Origin of the sequence: Campylobacter vulpis (assembly GCF_014217995.1) — a bacterium.
GTDB lineage: Bacteria > Campylobacterota > Campylobacteria > Campylobacterales > Campylobacteraceae > Campylobacter_D > Campylobacter_D vulpis.
The window spans coordinates 566678-591461 of sequence record NZ_CP041617.1 but is presented as its reverse complement, the minus strand read 5'-3'; the positions used below and the strand labels follow the sequence as shown (position 1 = coordinate 591461).

Annotated in this window: 22 protein-coding genes and 1 tRNA gene; 7 read left to right on the top strand and 16 right to left on the bottom strand. The window is 35.5% G+C overall.

Translation table 11 applies throughout. The annotated features are described in order from the left end of the window. The first annotated feature begins 49 nt into the window (after positions 1 to 49). From CVULP_RS02995 to CVULP_RS02965, 7 genes are read left to right on the top strand one after another with little or no spacing between them, the layout of a single operon-like run. Positions 50 to 613 (top strand): CvpA family protein, encoded by a 564-nt coding sequence (locus CVULP_RS02995; RefSeq protein ID WP_099507359.1) that lies wholly within the window; start codon positions 50 to 52, stop codon positions 611 to 613. Then, the gene (locus CVULP_RS02990; RefSeq protein WP_004276395.1) at positions 614 to 1084 is read left to right on the top strand and encodes a Fur family transcriptional regulator; all 471 of its coding nucleotides are present in this window, start codon (positions 614 to 616) and stop codon (positions 1082 to 1084) included. After that, on the top strand, positions 1085 to 2593 hold the full coding sequence (lysS, locus tag CVULP_RS02985; RefSeq protein ID WP_099507360.1) for a lysine--tRNA ligase: 1509 nt from the start codon (positions 1085 to 1087) through the stop codon (positions 2591 to 2593). Further along, positions 2590 to 3834 (top strand): serine hydroxymethyltransferase, encoded by a 1245-nt coding sequence (locus tag CVULP_RS02980; RefSeq protein ID WP_099462080.1) that lies wholly within the window; start codon positions 2590 to 2592, stop codon positions 3832 to 3834. Before lysS ends, CVULP_RS02980 begins: the two co-directional genes overlap by 4 nt. Continuing rightward, positions 3831 to 4376 carry a DUF1882 domain-containing protein gene (locus tag CVULP_RS02975; protein WP_099507361.1) on the top strand — a complete coding sequence of 182 codons (546 nt, stop codon included), beginning with the start codon at positions 3831 to 3833 and terminating at the stop codon, positions 4374 to 4376. Before CVULP_RS02980 ends, CVULP_RS02975 begins: the two co-directional genes overlap by 4 nt. 11 nt (positions 4377 to 4387) lie before the next feature. Beyond that, positions 4388 to 5200 carry an SPOR domain-containing protein gene (locus CVULP_RS02970; protein ID WP_099507362.1) on the top strand — a complete coding sequence of 271 codons (813 nt, stop codon included), beginning with the start codon at positions 4388 to 4390 and terminating at the stop codon, positions 5198 to 5200. Further along, complete coding sequence (locus CVULP_RS02965; RefSeq protein WP_099507363.1) at positions 5197 to 5979, top strand: shikimate dehydrogenase; 783 nt, start codon at positions 5197 to 5199, stop codon at positions 5977 to 5979. The genes CVULP_RS02970 and CVULP_RS02965 overlap by 4 nt, the downstream gene beginning before the upstream one ends. Here the strand turns inward: CVULP_RS02965 and murC are convergent. The 16 genes from murC to rho all read right to left on the bottom strand — a co-directional run bounded on the left by murC (position 5976) and on the right by rho (position 24700). Beyond that, a complete protein-coding gene (murC, locus tag CVULP_RS02960) occupies positions 5976 to 7268 on the bottom strand; it encodes a UDP-N-acetylmuramate--L-alanine ligase (RefSeq protein ID WP_099507364.1) in 1293 nt (430 codons plus the stop codon). The genes CVULP_RS02965 and murC overlap by 4 nt on opposite strands. Positions 7269 to 7360: 92 nt before the next feature. Beyond that, positions 7361 to 10291, bottom strand: a complete 2931-nt coding sequence (locus CVULP_RS02955; RefSeq protein WP_099507365.1) for a type I restriction endonuclease subunit R — start codon at positions 10289 to 10291, stop codon at positions 7361 to 7363. A 1-nt stretch (position 10292) separates the two neighbouring features. Continuing rightward, a complete protein-coding gene (locus tag CVULP_RS02950) occupies positions 10293 to 11717 on the bottom strand; it encodes a restriction endonuclease subunit S (RefSeq protein ID WP_099507366.1) in 1425 nt (474 codons plus the stop codon). After that, entirely contained in the window at positions 11718 to 12101 is a 384-nt protein-coding gene (locus CVULP_RS02945; RefSeq protein ID WP_099507367.1) for a type II toxin-antitoxin system death-on-curing family toxin, read from the bottom strand. After that, positions 12098 to 12289 carry a hypothetical protein gene (locus tag CVULP_RS02940; protein ID WP_099462095.1) on the bottom strand — a complete coding sequence of 64 codons (192 nt, stop codon included), beginning with the start codon at positions 12287 to 12289 and terminating at the stop codon, positions 12098 to 12100. Before CVULP_RS02940 ends, CVULP_RS02945 begins: the two co-directional genes overlap by 4 nt. 41 nt (positions 12290 to 12330) lie before the next feature. Then, complete coding sequence (locus CVULP_RS02935; protein ID WP_099507368.1) at positions 12331 to 14253, bottom strand: type I restriction-modification system subunit M; 1923 nt, start codon at positions 14251 to 14253, stop codon at positions 12331 to 12333. 136 nt (positions 14254 to 14389) lie between these two features. Further along, a tRNA-Ser gene (locus tag CVULP_RS02930) sits at positions 14390 to 14479 on the bottom strand. A 58-nt stretch (positions 14480 to 14537) separates the two neighbouring features. After that, the gene (locus CVULP_RS02925; protein ID WP_099507369.1) at positions 14538 to 15110 is read right to left on the bottom strand and encodes a hypothetical protein; all 573 of its coding nucleotides are present in this window, start codon (positions 15108 to 15110) and stop codon (positions 14538 to 14540) included. An 89-nt stretch (positions 15111 to 15199) separates the two neighbouring features. Then, on the bottom strand, positions 15200 to 17023 hold the full coding sequence (locus CVULP_RS02920; protein ID WP_099507370.1) for an ammonia-forming cytochrome c nitrite reductase subunit c552: 1824 nt from the start codon (positions 17021 to 17023) through the stop codon (positions 15200 to 15202). A 14-nt stretch (positions 17024 to 17037) separates the two neighbouring features. Beyond that, complete coding sequence (gene nrfH, locus CVULP_RS02915) at positions 17038 to 17538, bottom strand: cytochrome c nitrite reductase small subunit (RefSeq protein WP_099462106.1); 501 nt, start codon at positions 17536 to 17538, stop codon at positions 17038 to 17040. Between the two features lie 302 nt (positions 17539 to 17840). Next, the gene (locus CVULP_RS02910; protein WP_213273040.1) at positions 17841 to 19193 is read right to left on the bottom strand and encodes a TIGR00366 family protein; all 1353 of its coding nucleotides are present in this window, start codon (positions 19191 to 19193) and stop codon (positions 17841 to 17843) included. Beyond that, the gene (locus tag CVULP_RS02905) at positions 19193 to 19834 is read right to left on the bottom strand and encodes a 3-oxoacid CoA-transferase subunit B (protein ID WP_099507371.1); all 642 of its coding nucleotides are present in this window, start codon (positions 19832 to 19834) and stop codon (positions 19193 to 19195) included. Before CVULP_RS02905 ends, CVULP_RS02910 begins: the two co-directional genes overlap by 1 nt. Positions 19835 to 19837: 3 nt before the next feature. Further along, complete coding sequence (locus CVULP_RS02900) at positions 19838 to 20524, bottom strand: CoA transferase subunit A (RefSeq protein WP_099507372.1); 687 nt, start codon at positions 20522 to 20524, stop codon at positions 19838 to 19840. A 3-nt stretch (positions 20525 to 20527) separates the two neighbouring features. Beyond that, entirely contained in the window at positions 20528 to 21709 is a 1182-nt protein-coding gene (locus CVULP_RS02895) for a thiolase family protein (RefSeq protein WP_180753044.1), read from the bottom strand. 180 nt (positions 21710 to 21889) lie between these two features. After that, positions 21890 to 23401 carry a DNA polymerase III subunit gamma/tau gene (locus CVULP_RS02890; RefSeq protein WP_099507373.1) on the bottom strand — a complete coding sequence of 504 codons (1512 nt, stop codon included), beginning with the start codon at positions 23399 to 23401 and terminating at the stop codon, positions 21890 to 21892. 3 nt (positions 23402 to 23404) lie between these two features. Continuing rightward, a complete protein-coding gene (gene rho, locus CVULP_RS02885) occupies positions 23405 to 24700 on the bottom strand; it encodes a transcription termination factor Rho (protein ID WP_099462702.1) in 1296 nt (431 codons plus the stop codon). Positions 24701 to 24784: the final 84 nt, after the last annotated feature.

Below are 24784 nucleotides of genomic sequence, written 5' to 3'. Positions count from 1 at the left end.
TTTAAAGTAGAATATATTTGCGGATTTTTATTTTTAAGGTAAGATTAAAATGAGTTTTTATTGGTTTGATGCTTTTATTATCGGCTTTACTTTATTGCTGGGACTCAAGGGAATTTTAAATGGATTATTTAGGGAAATCTTTGGACTTTTAGGGATAGTGGGCGGAGTTTTTGTCGCCTCAAAATATGCCAACGATGGCGCTTCTTTCATACAAAATACCTTTTATAAAATAGAAAATGAGTCCTTGGCTTCTTTTGCGGGCTTTTTAGCAATCTTAATTATTTTTTGGATCGCTTGTTTATTGCTTGGAAATTTTTTAGCAAAGCTTATTAAACTCAGCGGTTTAGGATTCTTAGATAAAATTGGTGGTTTTTTGTTTGGTGGAGCTAAGGTCTTTTTAATTTTTGCAATTTTAGTTTTTTGTGTTGCTAGAATAGATTTTTTAAACGATAAACTAGAAAATTTCGCTAAAGATAGCTATACTTTAAATTTGCTTAAAAATACCGGTGCATTCATTATGAATCAACCTTTAGCCAAACAAAACCTAGAAGAAGCACAACAAAATTTAAAAGAAAGCGTAGAAAATATATCCAATGAAGCTCAAGGACAATAAATGCTAATGGAAAATTTAGAATACGATGTTTTGCTTGAAAAATTTAAAAAAATCTTGCGTGAAGGTGGTCTTAAATATACCAAACAGAGAGAAGTTTTGCTTAAAACGCTTTACCACAGCGACACACACTATACACCAGAAAGCCTATATATGGAAATCAAACAGGCAGAACCAGACTCTAATGTCGGCATAGCCACAGTGTATAGAACACTCAATCTACTTGAAGAAGCCGAGATGGTAACCTCCTTATCCTTTGGTTCTGCAGGTAAAAAATACGAACTTGCAAACAAACCTCATCACGACCATATGATTTGTAAAGTTTGCGGGAAAATTATAGAATTTGAAAACCCTATCATAGAGAGACAGCAATCTTTAATTGCCAATGAACATCATTTTAAACTCACAGGACACTTAATGCAGCTTTATGGAATTTGTAGTGATTGCAATCATAAGACAAAGGTGAAAATATAAATGTTTGATAATGTTTTAGAGCAACAAAGAATCGCCAAGGCAACGGAACTTAAAACGGCGGGATTTAATCCTTATCCGCATTTTTTACAAAAAGAATTAAGCATTAAAGAATTTAAAAATAAATTTGCCTACATCACACAAAATGATGAAAAAAGAGATGAAAATGTTTTTGTAAGCATAGCAGGACGCATTAAGCTTTTGAGAATAGCTGGAAAGTCCATCTTTGCAAATATAGAAGACGAAAGCGAAAATGTTCAAATTTACTTTTCTAAAGATAGTATAGGCGAAGAACAATTTAATCTTTTTAAAAAAAATCTAGAGGTGGGCGACATTATCTTAGCTAAAGGCTATCCTTTTCTAACTAAAATGGGAGAATTTAGCCTACACATTAGCAAATTAACCCTTGCGGCAAAAAGCATCGTGCCTTTACCTGAAAAATTTCACGGACTTACAGACATTGAACAAAGATACCGCAAACGCTATGTAGATATGATTATGAATACTGATGTTAGAAAAGATTTTTTTACGCGTTCTAAAATTGTAAGTTTGATTCGACATTTTTTTGAAAATAAAGGTTTTTTAGAAGTAGAAACCCCTATGATGCACCCCATTGCAGGAGGAGCAAATGCCAAACCTTTTGTAACTTTTCATAATGCCTTAGGTGTGGAAAGATTTTTAAGAATTGCTCCAGAACTTCACTTAAAAAGGCTTATTGTAGGAGGATTTGAAGCTGTTTTTGAGATTAATCGCTGTTTTAGAAATGAAGGTATGGATCTTACCCACAACCCTGAATTTACTACCATAGAATTTTACTGGACTTATCACAATTATAAGGATTTAATGGATTTAACAGAAGAGCTTTTTGCTCTACTTTTAAAAGAATTAAAATTGGAAAGCAAAATAAAATTTGACGATAAAACCATCGATTTTTCTAAACCTTTTGAAAGAATTAGCTATAAAGAAGCCTTAGAAAAATATGGAAATTTAAGTAAAGAAATCATAGAAAATAAGGAACAAATTTTAAATAAACTCAAAAGCGATGGCTTTGAAGCAAATGAAAGACTAGATTTGGGACATTTGCAAGCAGAACTTTTTGATCATTATGTTGAAGATAAGCTCATCAATCCCACTTTCATCATAGATTTTCCTATATCCATAAGTCCTCTTTCAAGGCGTAGCGAAAAAGATGAAAATATAGCGGAACGCTTCGAGCTTTTCATCGCCGGAAAAGAAATTGCAAATGGCTTTAATGAATTAAACGATCCACTTGATCAGTATGAAAGATTTTTAAAACAAATCGAAGCCAAAAACGCCGGCGATGAAGAAGCGTGTGAAATGGACGAGGATTTTGTTAATGCTCTAGGTTATGGTATGCCTCCAACTGCTGGCGAGGGCATAGGCATCGATAGACTTGTTATGCTTTTAACGGGAAAAAAGTCAATTCGCGATGTAATTTTATTCCCTGCGATGCGTCCATTAAAATCAGAACTTAAGGAGGATAAAGAATGAGTTTAGAGCAATTTGATGAAGAAATTTACAATCTTACCAATGCAGAATTAAAGCGTCAATGCGATGGACTTGAAATGATAGCAAGTGAAAATTTTACTCTACCTGAAGTGATGGAGGTAATGGGTAGCGTTTTGACAAATAAATATGCCGAAGGTTATCCGGGGAAAAGATATTATGGTGGTTGTGAAATAGTCGATGAAATTGAAACTCTTGCTATCGAAAGATGTAAAAAACTTTTTAATTGTGCCTTTGCTAATGTCCAGCCAAATTCAGGCTCACAGGCAAATCAAGGTGTGTATGCTGCCCTGCTTAATGCAGGAGATAAAATTTTAGGTATGGATTTAAGCCACGGAGGACATCTCACACACGGTGCTAAAGTTAGTAGCTCGGGTAAAATGTATGAAAGTTTTTTTTATGGAGTTGAGCTTGATGGGCGTATTAATTATGAAAAAGTAAGAGAGATAGCTCATATTGTTAAACCTAAACTCATTGTATGTGGAGCGAGTGCTTATGCTAGAATTATTGATTTTGCGAAATTTAGGGAGATAGCCGATGAAGTCGGGGCTTATCTTTTTGCAGATATTGCCCATATTGCTGGACTTGTCGTAGCAGGAGAGCATCCTAGCCCTTTCCCTCACGCACATATCGTTAGTTCCACTACACATAAAACTTTAAGAGGTCCTAGAGGTGGGATTATTATGAGTAATGATGAGGAAATTGCTAAAAAAATTAATTCTGCGATTTTTCCGGGAATTCAAGGTGGTCCCTTAATGCATATCATTGCCGCTAAGGCTGTTGGTTTTAAATTTAATTTAAGTCCTGAGTGGAAGAATTATGCTAAACAAGTGGTGCAAAATGCTAAAGTTTTAGCAAAAATTTTAATGGAAAGAAATTTTAAGCTTGTCAGTGATGGTACAGACAATCATCTTGTTTTAATGAGCTTTTTAAATAGAGAATTTAGCGGTAAAGATGCGGATTTAGCTTTAGGAAATGCAGGAATTACTGCTAATAAAAATACTGTCCCCGGTGAGACACGCAGTCCTTTTGTAACCAGCGGTTTAAGACTTGGCACACCAGCACTTACTGCAAGAGGCTTTAAGGAAAAAGAAATAGAAATGGTAGCACACTCCATTGCAGATATTTTAGATGATATTGACAATACAAATTTGCAAATCAATATAAAAGAAAAGCTTAAAAAACTTGCAAGTAATTTTATTATTTATCCAAAGGCTATGTTTTGATTTCCGCTATGGATATGTCGCTCATAAAAATGATAAGCGACCATTATTATATTAAACGAGATAAGATTGTCAGTAAATGTGAGCATAGAGGAAGATATTTTTTTAATAAATTTGAAAGGATTGATGCCCCCCTTAATGCGAACATTTTGAGAGAACACGCCAGTAAAAAAATCGTTGTAGCTCACGATCTTATCACGAAGGATAATAAGGTCGAAAATATCGTTTTTGACTATAATGGATTTAACGCTGAGAGGTTTTGGCATAGAGCACAGCTTATCCTACGTGAGGAAGGTTTTATTAATTTTACAGCCTATAAAACTAAAACGCCGGGGCATTTGCATCTTTATATTCATAAAGGGCACACGGCTTTAAACGAAGGCTATTCTCTAGCTTCCAAACTTTCTATGATGTTTGCTAGTAAAATGCCTATTGAATGGAAAGTTTTTCCTAGTATGGATATGCCAAGGGATTTTAATATTTTAGTGGTGCCTTATGAGGTTTATCAAAAAGAACGCGGTAGTTCGTGGTCTAAACATATGTAAAAAGGAAAATTATGGAAAACAATAAAAAAAATGAATTTGATGACATCATCTTAGAAAAAAGCAATAAAAATGAGAAAATTAAAAAAATTCTCCTTAGAGCTATTGCTCTCATTATACTTTTTTTAGTTGTTATGATAGTTATGAAGCTTATCAATAGTGATGAAAGCACAGAACAACTAACTCCACCAAGCGAACCAATCACTCAAGTTTCAACAGAATCTAATAATGGCTTTGAAAATATGCCTATCACAGAAAATAGGCCTGAAGATCAATTTGATTTGTTAAGAAAACAACTTCAAGGCGAAGAGAGTAACGAAAGCTCTCAAATTCAAGCAGAACCTAGTGTCAATAGTGAAACACAAACACCTCCACCTGCTATCCAAGAACCCGCAGAGGTGGAAGAACAAACTCCTGTTGCCAAGCAAGAACCAAGCCCAATAAAACAAAACACACCTAAACCAAAGCAAGAAGCACCTAAAAAAACAGAAGCACCAAAGGTAAATACACCAAAAGAAAGTCCTAAAAAAGAAGCTGATCCTAAGGATTTATTTAAAAATGTCGAGGCTATCCCAACACATTCAAGTGGTCTTGCTATGGGTATGTATGTGCAAATTTTTTCAGTTAGCAATCTAGACCAAAAATCTAAAGAACTTGCCAATGTCAAAGCTAAAGGTTATGACTATAAGCTCTTTAAAACGACAATTAACGGCAAAGAAATTACTAAAGTTTTAATTGGTCCTTTTGAAAAAGACAAAATCGCAAATGAACTTGCAAAGATTCGTCAAGAAATAGCAAAAGACGCCTTTTCTTTCACACTAAAATGAATTTTTTTTGTGTCATAGGCGATCCTATTTCTCATTCTAAATCGCCTAGAATTCACAATAATGCCATTAAACTCTTAGGGCTTAATGGCATTTATACTCGCTTTCATCTTAAAGATAAAGAAAAACTTAAAGAAAATCTTTTCAAACTTAGACTTGATGGAGCAAACATTACCCTGCCCTTTAAAGAAGAAGCGCTTAAGATAGCCGATTTTAAAGATGACTTAGCTACTCAAATAGGCTCTGCTAATACACTTATCTTAAAAGAAAATCGAATTTATGCTTACAATACAGACGCATCGGGCTTTTTAAAAGCTATTGAGGAATTTAAAGATGTTAAAAAAGCCTTAATTTTAGGTGCAGGAGGCACGGCTAGAGCGATCGCTTATGCCCTCAAGCAAAAAAATATTCACGCTATCATAGCTAATCGTAGTGAGAAAAAATTGACACATTTTAAAGACTTTCAATGTGTGCTTTATGAGAATTTAAAGGACTTTGAATTTGATATTATCATTAATAGCACTTCGGCAGGTTTAAATGATGATCATTTACCCTGTGATGTCAATTTATTAAAGAAAATACGAACAAAATACGCTTTTGAAGTGATTTATGGTAAAAAAACGCCTTTTATTAAATTTTATGAAGAAAAAAATATCAAACACAAAGACGGACTTCATATGCTTTTATGGCAAGGTATTTTTGCTTTTGAGCTTTTTTTTGACTTAAAAAATCAACAAAAACAAATTCAAAAAGCTATGTTAGAGGCTCTAAATTTACGCTAATTAGCTCTTAATTTTACGCTAATATCTCCCGCACCAAAGCCTATAATAAGCCCCTCATCAAAAAGTTCTCCCTTGTTTGCCACTAAAAATTTCCCCTCTCTTTTAATATCATCTACAAACAAAGCCTTAGGAAAATGCGCCCTTAAATCAAGCTCAATCTCATCTTCTCCAGCCGCATAAACAGGCAAAATAACAAGCATATCCACATTCTCGAAAGCCTCCTTAAAATGCTCCAAATTTGCCACCAAACGCGTATAGCGATGTGGCTCAAAAATAGCTGTGATTTTAGAATAATTTGCAAGTTTCGCATATTCTTTTGCGGCACTCAAGGTTGCTTTAATTTCTGTTGGATGATGCCCATAATCATCAATAATAGCCAAATCTTCATCTGCATATAAAATATCAAAACGCTTCTTAATCCCTTGATAATTTTTAAGTTTCAAACGCACCTGCTCCACATCTTCAAATTCTAAAGCTGCCATTATCGCCAAAGCCGCATCAAGAGCTAAATGATAGCCCATACCAAAAACACTAAATTGCCCCAAATCCTTAAATTCAAAACAAGTAAGTGGCTTATAATCTTCAATTTGCATAGAAATATTTTTAATATCCACACTAGGATAAAGCCTTAAAGCTTCGCCTTTATAGTTTTTTAAAAAATGATCTTCAGCATTAATAACACGCATTTTGGCAACATTTAAAAAATCCGCATAAGCATTATGAAGCTTAGAAAGATCGTTGTTGTAATGCTCTAAATGTTCAGCTTCCACATTTGTAACTATGGCTAGATAAGGATTTGAATTTAAAAAAGAGCTATCACTCTCATCTGCCTCAAAAACAAGCCTTTCGCTTTCTTTATAAATCATATTTGAACCAAATTCCTTAAGCACTGCCCCAATAATCACACTCGCATCATCAAGCAAAGAAGCCAAAATACTAGAAGTCGTGCTTTTTCCGTGAGCTCCAGCCACAGCAAAGACCTTTTTGTCTTGTAAAATTAAAGGTAAAGCCTCTTTTCTTGAAAGACAACGAATTCCTAGTTTTTTTGCGTGTTTAAATTCCTTATTTTCCTCTTTGATTGCTGCAGAATAAATCACCAAATCCTTACCGCATACATTTTCTTCACTATGCGGAATGGATACTTTCACACCCTCTTCTTCAAGCTCTTTTGTAATTTTACTAGGCTTTAAATCACTCCCGCTAATCTCATATCCCCTCTCTTTTAAAAATCTAGCCAAAGCTGAAATTCCAATACCACCTATACCTATAAAATGAATTTGACGCATAATAAACCCTTTTATAAAAGTGAGAATTCTAACAACTTATATTGAACGCTTGATTAAGAAAAATTTAAAATTGCTTTACGAGACTAGAAAGTGATTTAAGCATTTAAACCCTCGCAAATCATCTCAAATATCACGCTAGAAACTTTCTCTTTAAATTCTGCTTGTTTGTCCCCTAGCTGTTCTAAAAATGGTAAGTTTTCCAAATAGAAATTAGCATACTTGCTTTTAAAAATATCCACAAATAATTTATGCGAATTTTGCCTATCTCCCAGAGAATCCTTAAGCGTTTGATTTTCTCTAATTTCATCTTTCAATTTTACAAGAGAGTTTGCTATCTTCTCATCTGTGCTAAAATCTATATTGCCAAATTTATCATTAAATGCCTTAACGATATTTGATAAGCGTTCAAACTCTACTTCTTTTTTGCTAGAGCCATCAGCACTTGATGGCTTAACCCCGCCTTTATCCTCTTCTAGCTCTATGTCCTTTGTGTCTGTAAGTATTATGCGAATACTCTCTAAATCTACATTATTTAATATCCCCTTTGCTAAGTCCTCCGTGCGTGGTGGGGCAATCTTTGTAATAAGCATTTTTAGCAAGATATATAGCTTTTCAAGCTCTGTATCATTAAAGGGAAGAATGTGTGCGAGAAAGGAGTATTCTCTCAAATACGCCTTTGCTTTTGTGTAAAACTCTGTCTTTTCATCATCGCTTTTTGCGTTATATTCCTTTACCATACTATCAAGTTTAGAGTGGATTCTATCCTCGCTTTGCCTTTGTAAAATAGCTTCTACAAAAGAATCTAGCTCATATTGCGTATAGATTCCATACTCAAATAGATTGCTTTTAAGTGTAAAAATCTTTTCAATATCGCTTGGCTCTTTGAGATAAGTCTGCCCATAAAAAGTGCTAAAAGACTCCCCAATCTCTTCGTGCGTGTTTGCAAAGTCTAGCACACAAGTATCCTCTTTATTTTTACAGATTCTATTCAGGCGTGAGAGTGTTTGCACCGCACTTATGCCCTCCAAGCGTTTATCCACATACATTGTGTGTAAAAGCGGCTCATCAAAGCCTGTTTGATATTTTTCTGCGACAATTAAAAAGCGATAATTATCCTTTTTAAACTCATCTTTTAGCATAGCTTCGCTAAAGCCATTAAGACCCGCTTCGCTATAACTCTCCCCATTTATTTCCTTATCCCCTGAAAATGCTACTAAAGCTTTATACTGCGGGTAATTTTCTTGTAAATATTCCCTAAAGAAAAGATAGTATTTAACCGCATTTTCCCTAGAGCTTGTAACGACCATTGCCTTTGCCTTGCCACCGATTTTTTTACAAGTATTTTGGAAGAAGTGTTCTATCATTATTGTTGCTTTCTTTTCAATCGTTGCGATATGATTTGTTACATACTTTTTTAGTTTCGCATTTGCCTTTCTTTTGTCATATTTTTTATCATCATCTATGCTAGAGATGATTTTATAATAACTTTTATAAGTGATATAGCCTTTTAATACATCAAGGATAAAGCCCTCTTCTATGGCTTGTTTCATAGAGTAAAGATGAAAGGGGATAAACTTTCTCTCCCCATTTATCTCACAAGGGATTCCAAACATTTCTAGCGTTTTTGGCTTAGGCGTAGCAGTGAAAGCAAAATAACTTGCATTTTTTTGAAATTTCTTATTTTCAATGATTTTTATCAGCTCTTCTTCTATGTCTATTTCATCTGCCTCTTTATCATTTTTATTACTTATGGCTTCTCCCATTTTCTGTGCGTTTTTGCCACTTTGGCTTGAATGTGCTTCATCTATGATAATAGCAAAGGTTTTATTCTGTAAATGCGTGATTTCATCGGCGATATAGGGGAATTTTTGTATCGTTGTGATGATGATTTTTTTATCATCTTCTATGGCGGCTTTTAGCTGCTTACTTCCATCTGTGATAGCTTCTACGAGACCTTTATTTTCCTCAAAAGACTTGACATTTTCTTGTATTTGTCTATCTAGCACCTTTCTATCTGTTACGACTAAAATGCTATCAAAGATAGGTTTTTCTTTATTATTTTCTATTTTGTGCAAACTTACTAGATTGTGAGCTAGCCACGCTATTGAGTTGCTTTTCCCACTTCCTGCACTATGTTGAATAAGATACCTTTGCCCCACGCCCTTTTCTTTTGTATCATTTAAAAGCTTACGCACCACATCAAATTGATGAAATCTAGGAAATATCACAAATTCCGCCTTATCTTTTTTCACAATTTGTGCGAAGTTAAAAAGCAAATTTGCTAAAGTATCTTTTTGTAAAATCTCTTCCCAAAAATAGCTCGTTTTCATCTTATCTTTTACCGCAGGATTCCCACTGCCACACTCAAGCCCTATTGCCCCGCTACCATTATTTAGCCCTCTATTAAAGGGTAATAATTTACTCCCCACTCCCTCTAGCTTTGTGCTCATATAAATTAAATCACTATCAAGGGCAAAATGCACCACACTTTGCTTAAATATACGCTCTCTTGGGTCTCTATCTGTTTTATACTGCTCTATGGCATTATAGACATTTTGATGCGTGAAAGGGTTTTTAAGCTCCATAGTGATAAGCGGCAGTCCATTTAGGAAAATCACCATATCTAAAGAGTTGTTATTTTTCTCACTATAATAAAGCTGACGCGTGATAGAAAAGATATTTTTCTTATAGTCTTCTATGGCTTTTTCATTCGCACTTGAATTTGGCTTAGAGTATGCAAGAAAGAGTTTAACGCCCATTATTTCTATGTGAGTTTGCAGGGCTTTTAAGATTCCTTTCTCGTTTATTTGTGAAGCTACTCTTTTTAGCAACTCTTGCTCTTTTATATTTCTTTTTTCTAATTCTTGCAGGGCTTTTGCTTGAGTTTCTTGCAAAAAGCGTTCAAATAGCTCTTTATCCATACATAAGCTTTTATCATAATCTTTACTTTCTCTTTTGATATAGCCATTTTCTAATAAAGCAGATTCTATAAAGCTTTCTAGCATTTTTTCTGTATATTTACGCATTTTACTTCCTTTTGTTAGTTTTTATTTTTGTCATTTTGAGCGTTAGCGAAAATCCAGATTTCATTTTGTCATTTTGAGCCGTAGGCGAAAAATCTCTGCTACAAGCTACCCTACCACAAATGGCTTCGTTTATGAGTGTGTTTTTATATTCTTTGATGAGTTCTATTTGCTTTTTTGTTTTCTCTATGACTGAATTGATTTGTGCGACTTTAGAATCTAAAAATTCCGCAATCTCTTTTTGTTCTTGTAATGGGGGTAAGGGGATTTTTAAATCTCTTAAATTTGAAGCATAAATATGAATTATAATTTCACCTTTACTTACTACTGCTTTTTGATATTTTATGTAATCACTATTTAAAACATAGGATAAAAACAAGCTATCTTGCCCCATTTGCCTTAATACAATTACATCGCCACCAACATACGCTTTTTCGTTACCTAAATAACAAATACATTTTCCTATATCTTCTTTTGTTTCGCCAGAACCAGAAAATAACAAATCGCCAAATAAAATTTGTGTTTTATCCTTAGCAAAATTTTCTGCTATTTTTGAATGAAATTGTTTTGTTTTTATCTCATATTTTGTATATATATCGCCATATAAAACAACGCAAACGCCACTATCTTGCAAATCATTTTTTGAAATATTACTCCCCTTAAAAAATTTTCCAAGCGTTGCGACACGCCTTACTTCCCAGTGGTGTGGAATAAGCCCGAGATATTCTATACCGCTAGGTTTAAATTCTATATTTGGATTAAGTCCTTTTGTAACGGCTTGGTTAATTAGGGCTTGTTTTTTCTCTTGTAAAAGTGTGATTAGCTTTTGCTTTTTGTTGATGTAATTTTGAATTTTTTCACATTTTTTATCTAAAAATTCCGCAATCTCTTTTTGCTCTTGTAATGGTGGTATAGGTAAAAACATCTTTTTAAATTCTAAATAATCTATACTTTCCCTAATTTCCATAATACCATAAGCAAATTTTCTTAAAAACTTTTGGATAGATTTTGTTTGAAAAAGATAAGAATAATAGGCTATCAAATAGTTTGGATTTTCAATATATAAAACTAGATAAATGGGACTAACCAAACCATCATATTTTGAAACACCTAATGAGCCGATTACAGCATTCATTTTGTTTAATACTAAATCATTAACTCTTGCAATCTTATAGCCCTGCAAATCGTCTTTTGCTTTGTTGCCGACATTTCCTTTTTCTTCATAAGGTATTACGCCGACATCTTTAACTAGTGAAAGAATTGTTTGAAATTCTAAATTGTTATTTTGTTCATTTCTTTGATTAAAAATAGCCTGAAGTGGTTTAACTTCCCAATGGGTTGGGATTTTACCCCCCCCCAGCCATTCTATCCCGCTAGGTTTGTAGGACACTTTGCTACTTTCATAAGGGGATTGAGTATGCTTTTTCATTTAGTTGCCTTTTAGCATAGCACTTAAGATTTGTGTTAGCTCATCTTTGCTTAGCTCATCACTTGCTACGCTTACAATTACATCTTCTAGCCTTTGGTAGAAATCAGTAGGGAGAGAATCTGGGCGGTTTAGCTTGATAAAGGCTTTTGCTATGTAAAGTGCGGTGCGTTTATTGCCATCTGCAAAGGGGTGGAACTTCACACAAGCAAACATTAAGTGCGTAAGCTTATCTATAAAGCTTGGGTAATAATCATCATTTTGGATTTGTGTTAGTGCGGAATCTAAAAGGGCGATTTGCTTAGGATTTGCCCCACTTAGTCCGCCTATTTCATTGATAATATCATCGTGCATTATTTGCACTTCTTGTAAGCTTAGATATTTCATTTATCTTTAAGCCTTTCAAACACGGCTTTATTTTCTGGCTTTTTTAAATCTTGTAGCATAGCTTCGCGTAATTGTTGAAAATCATCGGTTTGTGTTTGCTCTATGCTTAAATGTGCTTGTGCCTTATCTGCTAGGGCTTTAAAATCATCTAAAAACTCTTGCTTGACATTTTCTAGTATCAAAGTCATTTTCTACTCCTTTTCGTGTAAATTTTAGCACATTAGTCATTTTAACATAGAATCTGCTTTAATAAATCCTGCGTTTCTTGCTCTAAGTCTTGCAAATCTTTATTGATAGCTTCTAGGCTGCGTGGGGGCGTGTAGGTGTAGAAATATTTGTTAAACAAAATTTCATAGCCTACCACTTTGCTTTCCCACGCTATCCACGAGTTTGGCACATAGGGCTTTACTTCGCTTTCATAGTAGCTTTGTATATCTTGTGTTAGGGGGATTTTCTCTGTGTTGTTTGTGGTGTTAGAATCTATAAGTAAATTTTCCTCGGCTTTTTTGAGTTTGACATCAAGGAAGTTTATAAAGTCTGCTCTACTTGTGAAATCTTGCGGACTTATTTCTAATTCTTGTAATTTTGCTAGAATCTTATCTTTGTCTTTTAGGGCTTGAAATTTTTCATCATTGACTAAAAGCTCTATGCTTTTTGGTCTTTCAATAGTAATTTTAGCATAGCCAAACTCGGCATTATCAAAAATCTTACAGTCATCATTTTCTTTATTTGCTAAGAAAAGTTCTGTGATTTTATCTATATGTTCTTTTAGCATACTATTTTGCTTTTGCCCTAGAGATTTTTTCATCTTTGTATAATATGTCTCTTTTGTTGCGTTTATGAGCTGGACTTTGCCTTTTTTCGCTTTTGTCTTATTATTGGTTAGAATCCATATAAAAGTAGGAATACCTGTGTTGTAAAACATATTTGTAGGCAAGGCGATGATGGCTTCTAGGAGGTCGTTTTCTATGATGTATTTGCGGATAGCTACCATACCGCTATCGCTATTAAAAAGTGAGCTGCCATTATGCACGGAGGCTATGCGAGAGCCTACGCCATTATTCTCGCTTGGCTTTTTCATCTTGCTTAGTTGGTTAAGTAAAAACATCATTTGCCCATCGCTTTTACTTGTGATGCCTACTTGAAATCTTGGGTCATTGCAAGTGGTGATTCCGCCCTTTTTGCTGACATCTAATTCTTTTTGGTCTTTTTCCCACGATTTGCCATAAGGGGGATTTGTCAGCATAAAGTCAAATTTTTCGCCACTTAGCTTATCTTCGCTTAGGGTTGAGCCGTATTTGATATTGTCGGGATTTTCACCCTTTATCAGCATATCGGCTTTACAAATGGCGTAGGTTTCTGGGTTTATCTCCTGCCCATAGAGTAGGATTTGAGCTTTAGAGCGGATAAGTCCCTTTTCATCTGTGATAAAGTCTTTAGATTCTGTAAGCATACCGCCGCTTCCACACGCATTGTCATAGATAGTAAAAGTGCCTTTTTGGATTCTATCTTTTATAGGCAAAAAGACTAAATGCGTCATAAGCTCTATAAGCTCTCTGGGTGTGAAGTGCTCGCCGGCTTCTTCGTTATTCTCCTCATTAAACCTTCTTATAAGCTCTTCAAAGATGTAGCCCATACCAAGATTGCTTAAGCCTTTGTGGATAAGCTCATTTTTATCATTAAAAATGGGGTGCATAGAGAGATTTATTTTTGTAGAGCAGAATCTCTGTATCACTGCGAATAAAATCTTTGCTTCTTCTAAGGTATCAAGCTGATTTTTGAATTTAAACTTTGCGATAATGTCTTTAATGTTTTCACTAAAGCCTTCAAGGTAGTTTTCAAAATTGATTCTAATGTTTTTAGGGTCGTTTAAAAGCTTTTTAAGTGTGAAATTTGAGTGATTGTAAAATGTGGTCTCACTTGCATTGCATAGTAAAGTATTTAGAGTATCTTTGTCTTGCATATCTTTATGCTTGGTGTAAGTCCCTAGGACTTTATCTTTTGTCGGCTCTAGGATAACATCTAGTCGCCTTAGAATCGTCATAGGCAGGATAACATCGCGGTATTTACCCTTAACATACACATCACGCAGTAAATCATCTGCCACACTCCAAATAAAACTAATGATGGGCTGAAATTGATGAATTTGCATAGACACTCCTTACAAGGCACATATTATAACAAGATTGTATCAATAAGAAATTGAAACAAAAATCTCAATAAGCTAATCAAATTTAAAAAACGATTATAAAAATACTATAAATAAAGCGATAAAAACTTAATAGAAGTGGCGGACAGAGAGGGATTTGAACCCTCGAGACCCGTTAAGATCTGCACCCTTAGCAGGGGTGTGGTTTCAGCCACTCACCCATCTGTCCGTAAAAAGAAAGTGTGATTATAATAAAATTTAAATAATACCCAGCTTAAAGCTGAGCATTATAAACTTAAATAAGCCAAAAGTATTGTTACTAAAAGCCCGATTGCTAAAGTTGCAAGCTGCTTAACTCTATCTTTTTTACTTGCAAAAAATGTTATCATAAGCCCTGAAAGATAAAGTAAAAATAGCACCACTCCAAAGCCCACAGAAAGCACGGAAAAATACCACGCTCCCTTATCTTTATGCAGCATTATCATATCTCCTAAAATACTTCTAGTTTTAAGCGTAATCTCATAACGATTTACCATAGGCTTCATTTCTACACTATAATGCGTCCCACCCATTAGCATCACATTAGCCGAATTTCCATTGCCCTTACCTTTACCAACACGAAGTTCGGTATTGTTTGGAATTTTTAAATTATTTTCTTTCAAAAATTCCAAAAGTACTTCACGCTCCTTACCCACCTCTATGTTTTTTTGTAAAATATAATTTTGCGTTTTAAGTCCAACATCTTGATTAAAGCCAAAAATATAAGCCAAGCCAGTAAAAGCAAAAAGCACCGCACAGGGTAAGAAAAAAAGACTGGTATAAATGTGGATTTGTCTAAAAAGCTTGTTTTTGTTAATCATATCTCACTCCTTGAAAGATTTAGCGTATTATAAATATAATCTGTGAAGTGAAAGTGAAATGAAGATAAGCCCGACTTTGCGGGCTTAAATTATTGCTTATCAACGACTTGATAATTATAGGGCTTAAGATTTTTATCCCCTTCGATTAGAGCATTTGAAGGGCTACCATTAACATTATCGTGTTCATAATAACGCTCTCCAGCCTTGTGATTATTAACATCAACCTTATAGCGTATCTCGCCAGGATTTAGCTTTTGCATATCTTCAAAGCCTAAATTCGAGGTTTTAAAATCTGCTATGCCATTTGCGTTAGCGATTTCTACAAGCTTAGTTTGACCCATTCTAGCCATATCCACAGCTTGTAAAAGCATTCTAGAACTTTCTCTTGGATTATGAAAGCCTGTTGAATTTTCCGCACCAATAAAATCAGCTCTCATTTGTGCTTTTCTGTGAAGCTCTAGCACTTCTTGCAATTCTTCGTTAATCTTCTTCACATCTGCCTTACCTTCGCTTTGATAAGATTCTAAAGCACCAAGTGAATCACGCATTGTTTTAATGTCTGTGATAAGACTTACGATTGCGTATTCTGCTGTTCTTAGATTATGTGCGGTTGAGTTTTGAATATCTTTAATTTGAGCTTTAAGATAATCCTCGCTTTGATTATGGCAAGTCTTACAAGCAGAGTTAATATCTGCTAAAGGCGAAGTGATATTATGCTGAGTCATTTTCTTTGCACCTTTTCTAATATAAGGCATATGACAATCCGCACAGCTTACGCCATTTGCCGCATGCACACCGCCACTATAAAGCTCACTTTCAGGGTGTTGAATTTTAATCATAGGTGCACCGCTGATTTTATGTGCCCAGTCCTTATCAAAAACCTTACGCACTTTTTCATAATACTCATCAAACATTTCTATTCTAAATGGCTCACCCTTTTTCCACTCACTCCAAGGGAAAACAAGCTCTATCCCCGCTACTTCGATTTCGGTAGGCTTGTTACCATCTCTCCAAGTGTCAAATTCATCGTAAGTTTTTTGTGTGCCGTTCCACCATTTTTTGCTTGTATCATTTGCTATGCTTTCACCTATAACCTTAACTTTTTCGCCTGTTGGTTTGAAATAATACTCCACATGGCATTGTGAGCAAACTAAAGTTCTCATTTCCTCTCTAGTCGCTTTCACGCCTTGCTCTACATCTCTTTCATAACCTCTAGCCACTAAGGCATTAATGGCTGCTGGGCGTGTAAGTCTTAAGCTCATATTATTTGGAGTATGGCAGTCCGCACAAGTTACGCCCATTCTCTTGCCTCCGTGTGGTCCGCTATGCTCTACTGAACCTTCTTTATAGCCATTAACTGCTGGAACATTTTTAATCATTGTCCAGTATTTAGTCGAGTTAAACGCTACCCAATCATCTTTAGCGACATTTTTCAAAAGCCAAGGAGTCCAGCCACTATGACAATTCATACAGGCTGTCGGCTGTCCGCCAAAACCCGCAAAGCCGTGAGCGTTAAGAAAATCCTTATTATTTCTAGCTGTGTCCATTTGATCAACTTGTATCCAAAAATGCCCTCTTTCTTCATTTGCATCTATGGAGAAAGGATACCCAGCCCAAAGCACGGTAAGTTGTGGATAACGAATGAGCTTAGAATAAGCCAAATTCCCACCAAAATCTGTTTCAAAAGGCTTTTCTTTCTCCACAGTTAAATACATATCCAAATAATCAGGGAAATTTTTGCCCCACTCATCAAAAGTAGGATTATCATCACTCATCTCTACGAAATTTTTACTCGCAATGCCTCCTACACTTTCTGCTTGCTTTTGACTTACATCATTATTAAGCCACAAAACTCCGCCAATTAAGGCAATAACTACGATTATACCGAAGTATAAAGGACCTTTATTATTCATTAAAACCTCCTAATTTAAAATCCGCGTTTATGACCAACATCACTATGACACGATACACAACTCAAAGAGCTGTCTGCGTGAGGATTTGTTGTCGAATTTACAGCCACCGCAGCGTAATCACCGTGGCAACGAATGCAGTTATTTTGCACCATTTCCTTACTTTTTTGCGTTGCACTCAAATTTGTCGGCAACTCATCAAGTTTAAAGGTAAAAGCATAAGCGTGAGCTAGACCACTTTCAGCTTTTGCTATCCATTTTTCCATTCCTTGATGTGGCAAATGACAATCCGCACAACTTGCACGCGATTCGCCTTTCACTTTCTTGGAGTGCGAACCTGCCAAGTAATCATTATAAACCTCGTTCATAATATGACAATTATTGCAAGACTCACTTGAATTGCTAAAATAAGAAATGCCTTTTGCGTTGTAAAAAGTATAAAAACCCACCGCAAACAAAGCAAAAATCAAAAGTAAAAAAATTCCAAAAAGATTCGTAAAAGCTCTTTTTTGCCCCAAAATCCCCTCCTTGTAAAATGATTTACAATCGTAATGAAAAATTATAGTAAGAAATATTTAATTTTTATTTAAGGATAAAATAAGTCTTTAATATATATTTATAATTCACACAACTTACACTATTACAAATTCTTTAAGATAAAAAAATAAAATTTTTTATTAATAATTTATTTAATTTTTCAAATAAATTTTCTAACAACGAATATACATATTTTATTATAAAAACACCTCACTTTTATTGATAAAGTGAGGTTTAAAAGCTAAAATCTTAAAATATCAACAATTTTAAACTAGTCTGTTGATTAGACCAAAAATAAAAACCCAAGACTAATTACCAAGCCCGTAAATAAAAGCGTAATAACACAATAGCCCATAATGTCTTTCGCACCAAGTCCTGCGATAGCAAGTGCTGGTAAAGCCCAAAATGGCTGAATCATATTTGTCCAAGCGTCCCCCCAAGCAATAGCCATAGAAGTTACCGCAGGACTTATCCCAAGCTCTAATCCAGCAGGTATCATAATAGGTGCTTGCACAGCCCACTGCCCTCCACCTGAAGGCACAAAAATATTCACAAAACCTGCACTCCAAAAAGCAAAAAGTGCAAAGGTATCGGAATTTGAAATGCTAATGAAAAATTGCGATAGCATACTTGCAAGACTATGCTCTCCACCAGCAACCATCATGCCGATAATCCCCGCATAGAAAGGAAATTGCAGTAAAATCCCCGCCGCATTTTTCGCAGCAGTATTGATAGCCTTAATATACGAAGCAGGTTTTTTATGAAGTAAAATTCCTAAAAATAGAAAAATTGTATTAATAATATTTAAATTTAAATCCCCACCCTTAACAAAATACGACACAATATACACAAAACCCAAAATAGAAATGGAAGCACTAACCCAAAAACTATTCTCAAGCCAAACGGCTAAACTTTTATCTTTGCTATGATTAATAACCTCTAAATCTTTATTTTCTTGCTCTAAAAGCTTTTTGTCTATCTCTAAAGTATTTTCTTTAGTAGGGTGGATAGAAGCAAGTAAAAAGGGCAAACACACTACAATAATAGCAATAATAGTAAGATTAAAACCCGAAAATATCGTCATAGAGCTAGGGATACCCTCAGTCAAAATTCCCGCCGTGCTTTTCGCTAAAGCTTCACCTCCGCTTGATAAGGTTAGCGGTATAGAGCCTGAAAGTCCGCCGTGCCATACTACAAAGCCAGAATAAGCTGCCGCTATAAGCAAACGATAATCCACACCTTTAACCTTTTTTGCAATTTCTTTTGCAAAAATCGCTGATATAACCAGTCCAAAACCCCAATTTATAAGATTAGCCACAAGTCCAAGAAAAGTAACCAACAAAATAGCACTAAAATAACCCTTAGGTATGGAGGCAAGTTTTTGCAAAAAAGAGGATATAATCTTAGCGCTTGCTAGGGCTTGACCCAAAACTAAAACCAAAGCCATTTGCATAGAAAAAGCAAGTAAATTCCAAGCCCCATTACCCCAATTTTGCACAATTTGTAAAGGCTCTTGACTTGTAAAACCCCATACCGATAAAAAAACAAAAAGCGTTAAAACAGCCACCAAAACAAAAGAATCAGGAAGCCATTTTGATGCTAAATTAACACAGATTTGAGTAAAAGCTCTTAACATTAAACACCTTTCAATTTTATTTTAAATTCCGCTTCAGTTTTTGCCTTTAGCTCTTCTAAGCTAACTCCTTGCATCAGTTCCACCAAAAACATTTCGCCATTTTCAAATTCAAAAACTCCAAGCTCCGTGATAAGCTTATTTACCACTGCTCTTCCTGTTAGAGGTAGGGTGCATTCTTTTTTTACCTTACTTTCTCCGTGCTTATTCGTATGCTCCATAACCACCACTATGCTTTTCGCACCGCTAACTAAATCCATAGCCCCGCCCATACCCTTGACAAGTTTGCCCGGTATCATATAATTAGCCAAATCCCCCCTTTGTGAGACTTCCATTCCTCCTAAAATCGCTAAATCAATATGCCCACCGCGTATCATCGCAAAGCTTTGGGCACTATCAAAAAAGCTAGCCCCCTTAACCGCCGTAACCGTCTCCTTGCCTGCGTTGATTAAATCCGCATCAACTTGCTCTTTTGTAGGATACGCACCTATACCCAAAAGCCCATTTTCAGACTGCAAAAAGACTTTTAAATTCATCTTTTCTATTTCGTCAGCGATGAGAGTTGGGATACCAATGCCTAGGTTAATATACATTCCATTTTGAATTTCCTTAGCTGCTCTTTTAACTATGAGTTCTTTTGACATTTTTTATCCTTTTGTGATAATTTTTTCTATGCGTTTTTCATAGTCTTTTCCCTGATAGACAAAATCCACATAAATTCCGCTTAAATGCACACTATCAGGCTCTATTTCATCAACGATTTCTTCCACTTCAGCTAGGGTTATTTGACCTGCCATCGCACAAAGGGGATTAAAATTTCTAGCTGTTTTATTAAAGATAAGATTTCCAAATTTATCTGCTTTTTGTGCCTTAACTAAGGCAAAATCACCCCTAATGCCTCTTTCTAAAATATAAGTTTTTCCGTCAAATTCTTTATGCTCCTTTCCCTCCGCAACCAAAGTGCCAACGCCTGTTCGCGTATAAAAGCCAGCTATTCCAGCCCCACCTGCTCTAAGCTGCTCGGCAAGTGTGCCTTGCGGTGTGAGAACAACTTCAAGCTCACCGTTAATAAATTGCTGTTCGAAAGTTTTATTTTCCCCAACATAAGAGGCGATGATTTTTTTAATTTGCTTATTTTGCAGCAAAATCCCCAAACCAAAATCATCAACACCGCAATTATTACTCACTATGGTCAAATCCTTAACTCCAAGTTCTTTAATCTTTGCGATAGCATATTCAGGAATCCCACATAAACCAAACCCACCAACCAACAGCGTTACGCCGTCTCTTATGTCTTTAAAAGCCTCATTTAAATTTGTAATGATTTTATTCATTTTTTACCTTTCTATCTCAAGCACAGCAGCGATTCCTTGTCCGCCACCCACACACAAAGTCGCTAAACCTAAATTCTTACCTCTAGCTCTTAAGGCATAAATGAGACTTGTTAATATTCTCGCTCCACTCGCTCCTATGGGGTGTCCTAAAGCAATAGCACCCCCATTGACATTTACCCTATTAGCGTCAGCTTTAAGCTCTTTAAGTGTAGCTAAACTTTGTGCTGCAAAAGCCTCATTTGCCTCTATAAGCTCCATATCATCAATGCCAAAATGCGTTTTTTCAAGCACCTTTTGTGCTGCAAAAGCCGCACCTATACCCATAATGCTAGGCTCTACACCCACACTAGCAAAGCCTTTTAAGGTTGCTAAAATGGGTAAATTTAACTCAAGGGCTTTTTCTTTAGAGCTCAATAAGAGCATAGCTGCTCCGTCATTAACCCCAGAAGAGTTACCAGCAGTAACAGTGCCATTTTTATCAAAGGCAGGTTTTAAACGCGACAAGGCTTCCAAACTTGCATCTTTACGCACAAATTCATCTTCACTAAAAAGAAATTCTTTTTTCTTATCTTGAATTTTTAAGGGTAAAATTTCTGCCTCAAAAGCCTTATTTTTAATAGCTTCTGCGGCTTTTAGTTGAGAGTTGAGTGCAAATTCATCTTGTTCTTCGCGTGAAAGCTCATATTTTTTCGCTAAATTTTCTGCTGTAATGCCCATATGACAATCACTCAAAGCACACCAAATTCCATCTTTTATCATACTATCGGTTAAATTTTGCTGTCCCATTTTATAACCAAGTCTAGCATTTTCAAGCAAAAAGGGTGCTAAGGACATATTTTCAACGCCTCCACATAAAAGCAAATCTGCATTATTAAAACGGATAGAGTCAAAACCAAGCTGGACAGCTTTCAAGCCCGAACCGCAAAGCATATTGATTGTATATGCTGTTTTTTTGACACTTATACCGCTATTTATCAAGGCTTGGCGTGCCACATTTTGCCCACAGCCAGCTCCTAAAACTTGTCCTAAAATAAGCTCATTAATCAAGCCCTTATTAGCCCTCGTTTCATCAAGCAAAGACTGAGTTAGCATACTTACAAGCTCTACGGCTTTCGTTTGCTTTAAGCTCCCCAAAAAAGAACCAATAGCCGTTCTTTTCGCGGCTACTACAACCACTTCTTGAATTTTCATCATTTCTCCTTTTCATTAAAAGATTAAAATAGCTTTGTTAATATATGTGAGTAAAGAAGCAATTTTTAAAAAAAATTTAAGATAAAAGTTACTTTTAGTAATATTTATTTGTAGAATTTAGAAGTCAATAATATTTTGCACCATTAAAAAAAGTTACAAAAAGTAATACTTATATTACTCTACTCGAGGATCGCCAAAACACTGCTTTAAAGCCTCTTTAGCTTCGCCTTGTGGGTCTGCCTTTTTAGCATCTTTACGGAGTTCATCAAATTGCGAATTTAAATCATTTTGATTAACATTTTGCTTAAGACTTTGCAATTTACTTTCGTCTATGACGAGCTCTTTTCTTACTTCTATCTTAGCATTTGTGCCAAAATTTTCTCTTAATAATTCTCGTATGATCTTAAAGCCTTGATTGAGTAAAGTGCGGTTTTGCCCTTGTGCATGAGAACTAATAATCAAAACCTCATTTTCATAAGCTATAAATTTCGTGCTTTGCTTAAAGCATTCAGCGAGTTCATAATCCCTATCATAAATTTTTTCAAGCAAAAGCTCATAAGCATTTTGACTTATTTGCGGTTTTAAAATTTCTAGCTTAATATTTTCTTTTTGAGGCTCATTTGTCGGGGTTTTAATTTGATTTTGAAGTTCATTTATTTGCGTATCGATTTCTTTTAAATGACTCGCTTCCATCATCATAAAAGCCATCACGCAAAGCGTAAATCCATCATCATCGCAAAGTAAATTCTTAGCTCTTGAAAGTATTCTAAAAAATCTTTCATAAATTAAGGTTGAAAACTCCTCACTTCTAGCAAAAAAGCTTTCTTTAAGGTAAAATAACATTTCATCAATTACGCTACTTGCCTCATAGTCCTGAAGTTCCTCTAAAAACTCAAACACTTTCTCTCTATCTTTATGCAAAATAGCACGGTAAAATTCCTTAATTTTGGACGGGTCTAAAAAGCCTAGCATTTCTGTGATTTTCGCCGTGCTAATGTGATTTTCACTAAAAATAATCGCTTGGTCTAAAAGCGTGAGTGTATCTCTTAAAGAGCCATTTCCACTGCGTGCTAAAAATTTCAAAGCTTCCTCTTCAAATTTCACATCTTCTTTATTTAAAATATCTTTAAGATGCGTTAAAATTTCATTTTGTGCGATTTGTTTAAAGCGAAAATGTTGAGTGCGTGAAAGCACTGTGGCAGGAAGTTTCAAAGGGTCAGTCGTAGCAAGTATAAATTTAACATAATTTGGTGGCTCTTCAAGGGTCTTAAGTAAAGCATTAGCCGCTTGAGTGGTGAGCATATGCACCTCATCAATGATGAAAATTTTAAAACGTGCCATTGAAGGGGCGTATTTGGTCTGCTCTATAAGACTTTGTATATCTTCAAGTCCTCTATTACTCGCAGCGTCCATTTCTATAATGTCGATGTGCTTACCCTCAAGTGCAGCTACGCATTGCTTACAAACCCCGCAAGGCGTGGCATTTGGTCCCTCATCGCACACCAAAGCACGAGAGAAAATCCTCGCACTTGAAGTTTTCCCACTCCCACGAAGTCCTGAAAAAAGATAGGCGTGTGCGAGGCGTTTAGAATTAAGTGCATATTCTAAACTCGCACTCACAGCCTTTTGTCCGATTAACTCATCAAAAGTTTTTGGACGGTATTTAATGGCTAAAGCTTGAAGCATATTTTACTCATTCATTATAGATAAAAGCTCGATATTATCTTTTGTTTTAAGCATTTTAGAATAAAGAAATTTCAACGCCTCCACATCGTCCATTTGCGAAATAGCAGAGCGAATCGCCCAAATTTTTTGCAGATTTGTAACCCCTTGTAAAAGCTCCTCTTTTCTTGTGCCTGATTTGATAATATTAATCGCAGGATAAATTCTTCTATCTGAAATATTTCTATCTAGCACGATTTCACTATTTCCCGTGCCTTTAAATTCCTCGAAAATCACTTCGTCCATTCTTGAACCTGTGTCAATAAGAGCCGTGGCAATGATGGTTAAAGAACCTCCGTTTTCTATATTTCTGGCTGCACCAAAAAAGCGTTTTGGTTTATGCAAAGCGTTTGCATCCACGCCTCCACTTAAAACCTTACCAGAGCTTGGAGTAGCAGTATTATAAGCCCTTGCAAGGCGGGTAATGCTATCTAGCAAGATGATGACATCTTTACCCATTTCTACCATTCTTTTTGCTTTTTCTATAACAAGCTCAGCCACACGCACATGATTATAAGCAGGCAAATCAAAAGTCGAGCTAAATACTTCTCCCTTGACACAACGCTGCATATCAGTAACCTCCTCAGGTCTTTCATCAACTAAAAGCACAATTAAGTGCATTTCTGGGTGATTTTTGGCAATCGCTGTGGCTAATTCTTTCATCAGCTCTGTTTTACCCGTGCGAGGAGGTGCGACTATAAGTCCTCTTTGTCCCTTACCTATGGGCGTGAAAAGATCTAGCACTCTGCCGGTAAGCTTCATCGCCTCATATTCAAGCTTGATTTTTTCTGTGGGAAAAATGGGGGTAAGATTATCAAAAAGCGGTCTTTCTTTCGCCTCTTTTAGTGGGAGATAATTAATCGCTTCAATCTTTAAAAGTGCATAATATTTCTCTTGATCCTTTGGCTCTCTAACCTGTCCTGTAACGATATCGCCTACTCTTAAAGCGAATTTGCGAATTTGCGAATTTGAAACATAGGCGTCATTTACGCTATCACTTAAATTTGCATCCATACCCCTTAAAAAGCCATATCCTTCGGGACTAAGCTCTAAAATCCCCGTAAAAAGGATAAAGCCGCCTTTTTTAGTTTGTGCTTTTAAAATTTCAAAAATTAACTCTTGTCTGCGAAATTCTCTAGGATTTTCTATCTCACATTCGTTTGCAATCTTAACCAAATTTTCTAAGTCAAGCAGCTTTAAATCTTCTATTTTATAGCCCTCAACGGGAATGTGGGTTCTTTGATGTTTTTTCTCTTTTTCCATAAGTCCTCTGTAAGATGTAGCAGTAATTAAAAGTGTGATTTTAGTAAAAAATTCTTATTTTTGTCAAATTTAGTTTATACTTAC

What these genes read in the sequence shown, in the direction of transcription:
- CVULP_RS02995 (WP_099507359.1), top strand. Translation starts at nt 50, where the DNA reads ATGAGTTTTTATTGGTTTGATGCTTTTATTATCGGCTTTACTTTATTG.
- CVULP_RS02990 (WP_004276395.1), top strand. Translation starts at nt 614, where the DNA reads ATGCTAATGGAAAATTTAGAATACGATGTTTTGCTTGAAAAATTTAAA.
- lysS (WP_099507360.1), top strand. Translation starts at nt 1,085, where the DNA reads ATGTTTGATAATGTTTTAGAGCAACAAAGAATCGCCAAGGCAACGGAA.
- CVULP_RS02980 (WP_099462080.1), top strand. Translation starts at nt 2,590, where the DNA reads ATGAGTTTAGAGCAATTTGATGAAGAAATTTACAATCTTACCAATGCA.
- CVULP_RS02970 (WP_099507362.1), top strand. Translation starts at nt 4,388, where the DNA reads ATGGAAAACAATAAAAAAAATGAATTTGATGACATCATCTTAGAAAAA.
- CVULP_RS02965 (WP_099507363.1), top strand. Translation starts at nt 5,197, where the DNA reads ATGAATTTTTTTTGTGTCATAGGCGATCCTATTTCTCATTCTAAATCG.
- CVULP_RS02955 (WP_099507365.1), bottom strand. Translation starts at nt 10,291, where the DNA reads ATGCGTAAATATACAGAAAAAATGCTAGAAAGCTTTATAGAATCTGCT.
- CVULP_RS02950 (WP_099507366.1), bottom strand. Translation starts at nt 11,717, where the DNA reads ATGAAAAAGCATACTCAATCCCCTTATGAAAGTAGCAAAGTGTCCTAC.
- CVULP_RS02945 (WP_099507367.1), bottom strand. Translation starts at nt 12,101, where the DNA reads ATGAAATATCTAAGCTTACAAGAAGTGCAAATAATGCACGATGATATT.
- CVULP_RS02940 (WP_099462095.1), bottom strand. Translation starts at nt 12,289, where the DNA reads ATGACTTTGATACTAGAAAATGTCAAGCAAGAGTTTTTAGATGATTTT.
- CVULP_RS02935 (WP_099507368.1), bottom strand. Translation starts at nt 14,253, where the DNA reads ATGCAAATTCATCAATTTCAGCCCATCATTAGTTTTATTTGGAGTGTG.
- CVULP_RS02925 (WP_099507369.1), bottom strand. Translation starts at nt 15,110, where the DNA reads ATGATTAACAAAAACAAGCTTTTTAGACAAATCCACATTTATACCAGT.
- CVULP_RS02920 (WP_099507370.1), bottom strand. Translation starts at nt 17,023, where the DNA reads ATGAATAATAAAGGTCCTTTATACTTCGGTATAATCGTAGTTATTGCC.
- CVULP_RS02910 (WP_213273040.1), bottom strand. Translation starts at nt 19,193, where the DNA reads ATGTTAAGAGCTTTTACTCAAATCTGTGTTAATTTAGCATCAAAATGG.
- CVULP_RS02905 (WP_099507371.1), bottom strand. Translation starts at nt 19,834, where the DNA reads ATGTCAAAAGAACTCATAGTTAAAAGAGCAGCTAAGGAAATTCAAAAT.
- CVULP_RS02900 (WP_099507372.1), bottom strand. Translation starts at nt 20,524, where the DNA reads ATGAATAAAATCATTACAAATTTAAATGAGGCTTTTAAAGACATAAGA.
- CVULP_RS02890 (WP_099507373.1), bottom strand. Translation starts at nt 23,401, where the DNA reads ATGCTTCAAGCTTTAGCCATTAAATACCGTCCAAAAACTTTTGATGAG.
- rho (WP_099462702.1), bottom strand. Translation starts at nt 24,700, where the DNA reads ATGGAAAAAGAGAAAAAACATCAAAGAACCCACATTCCCGTTGAGGGC.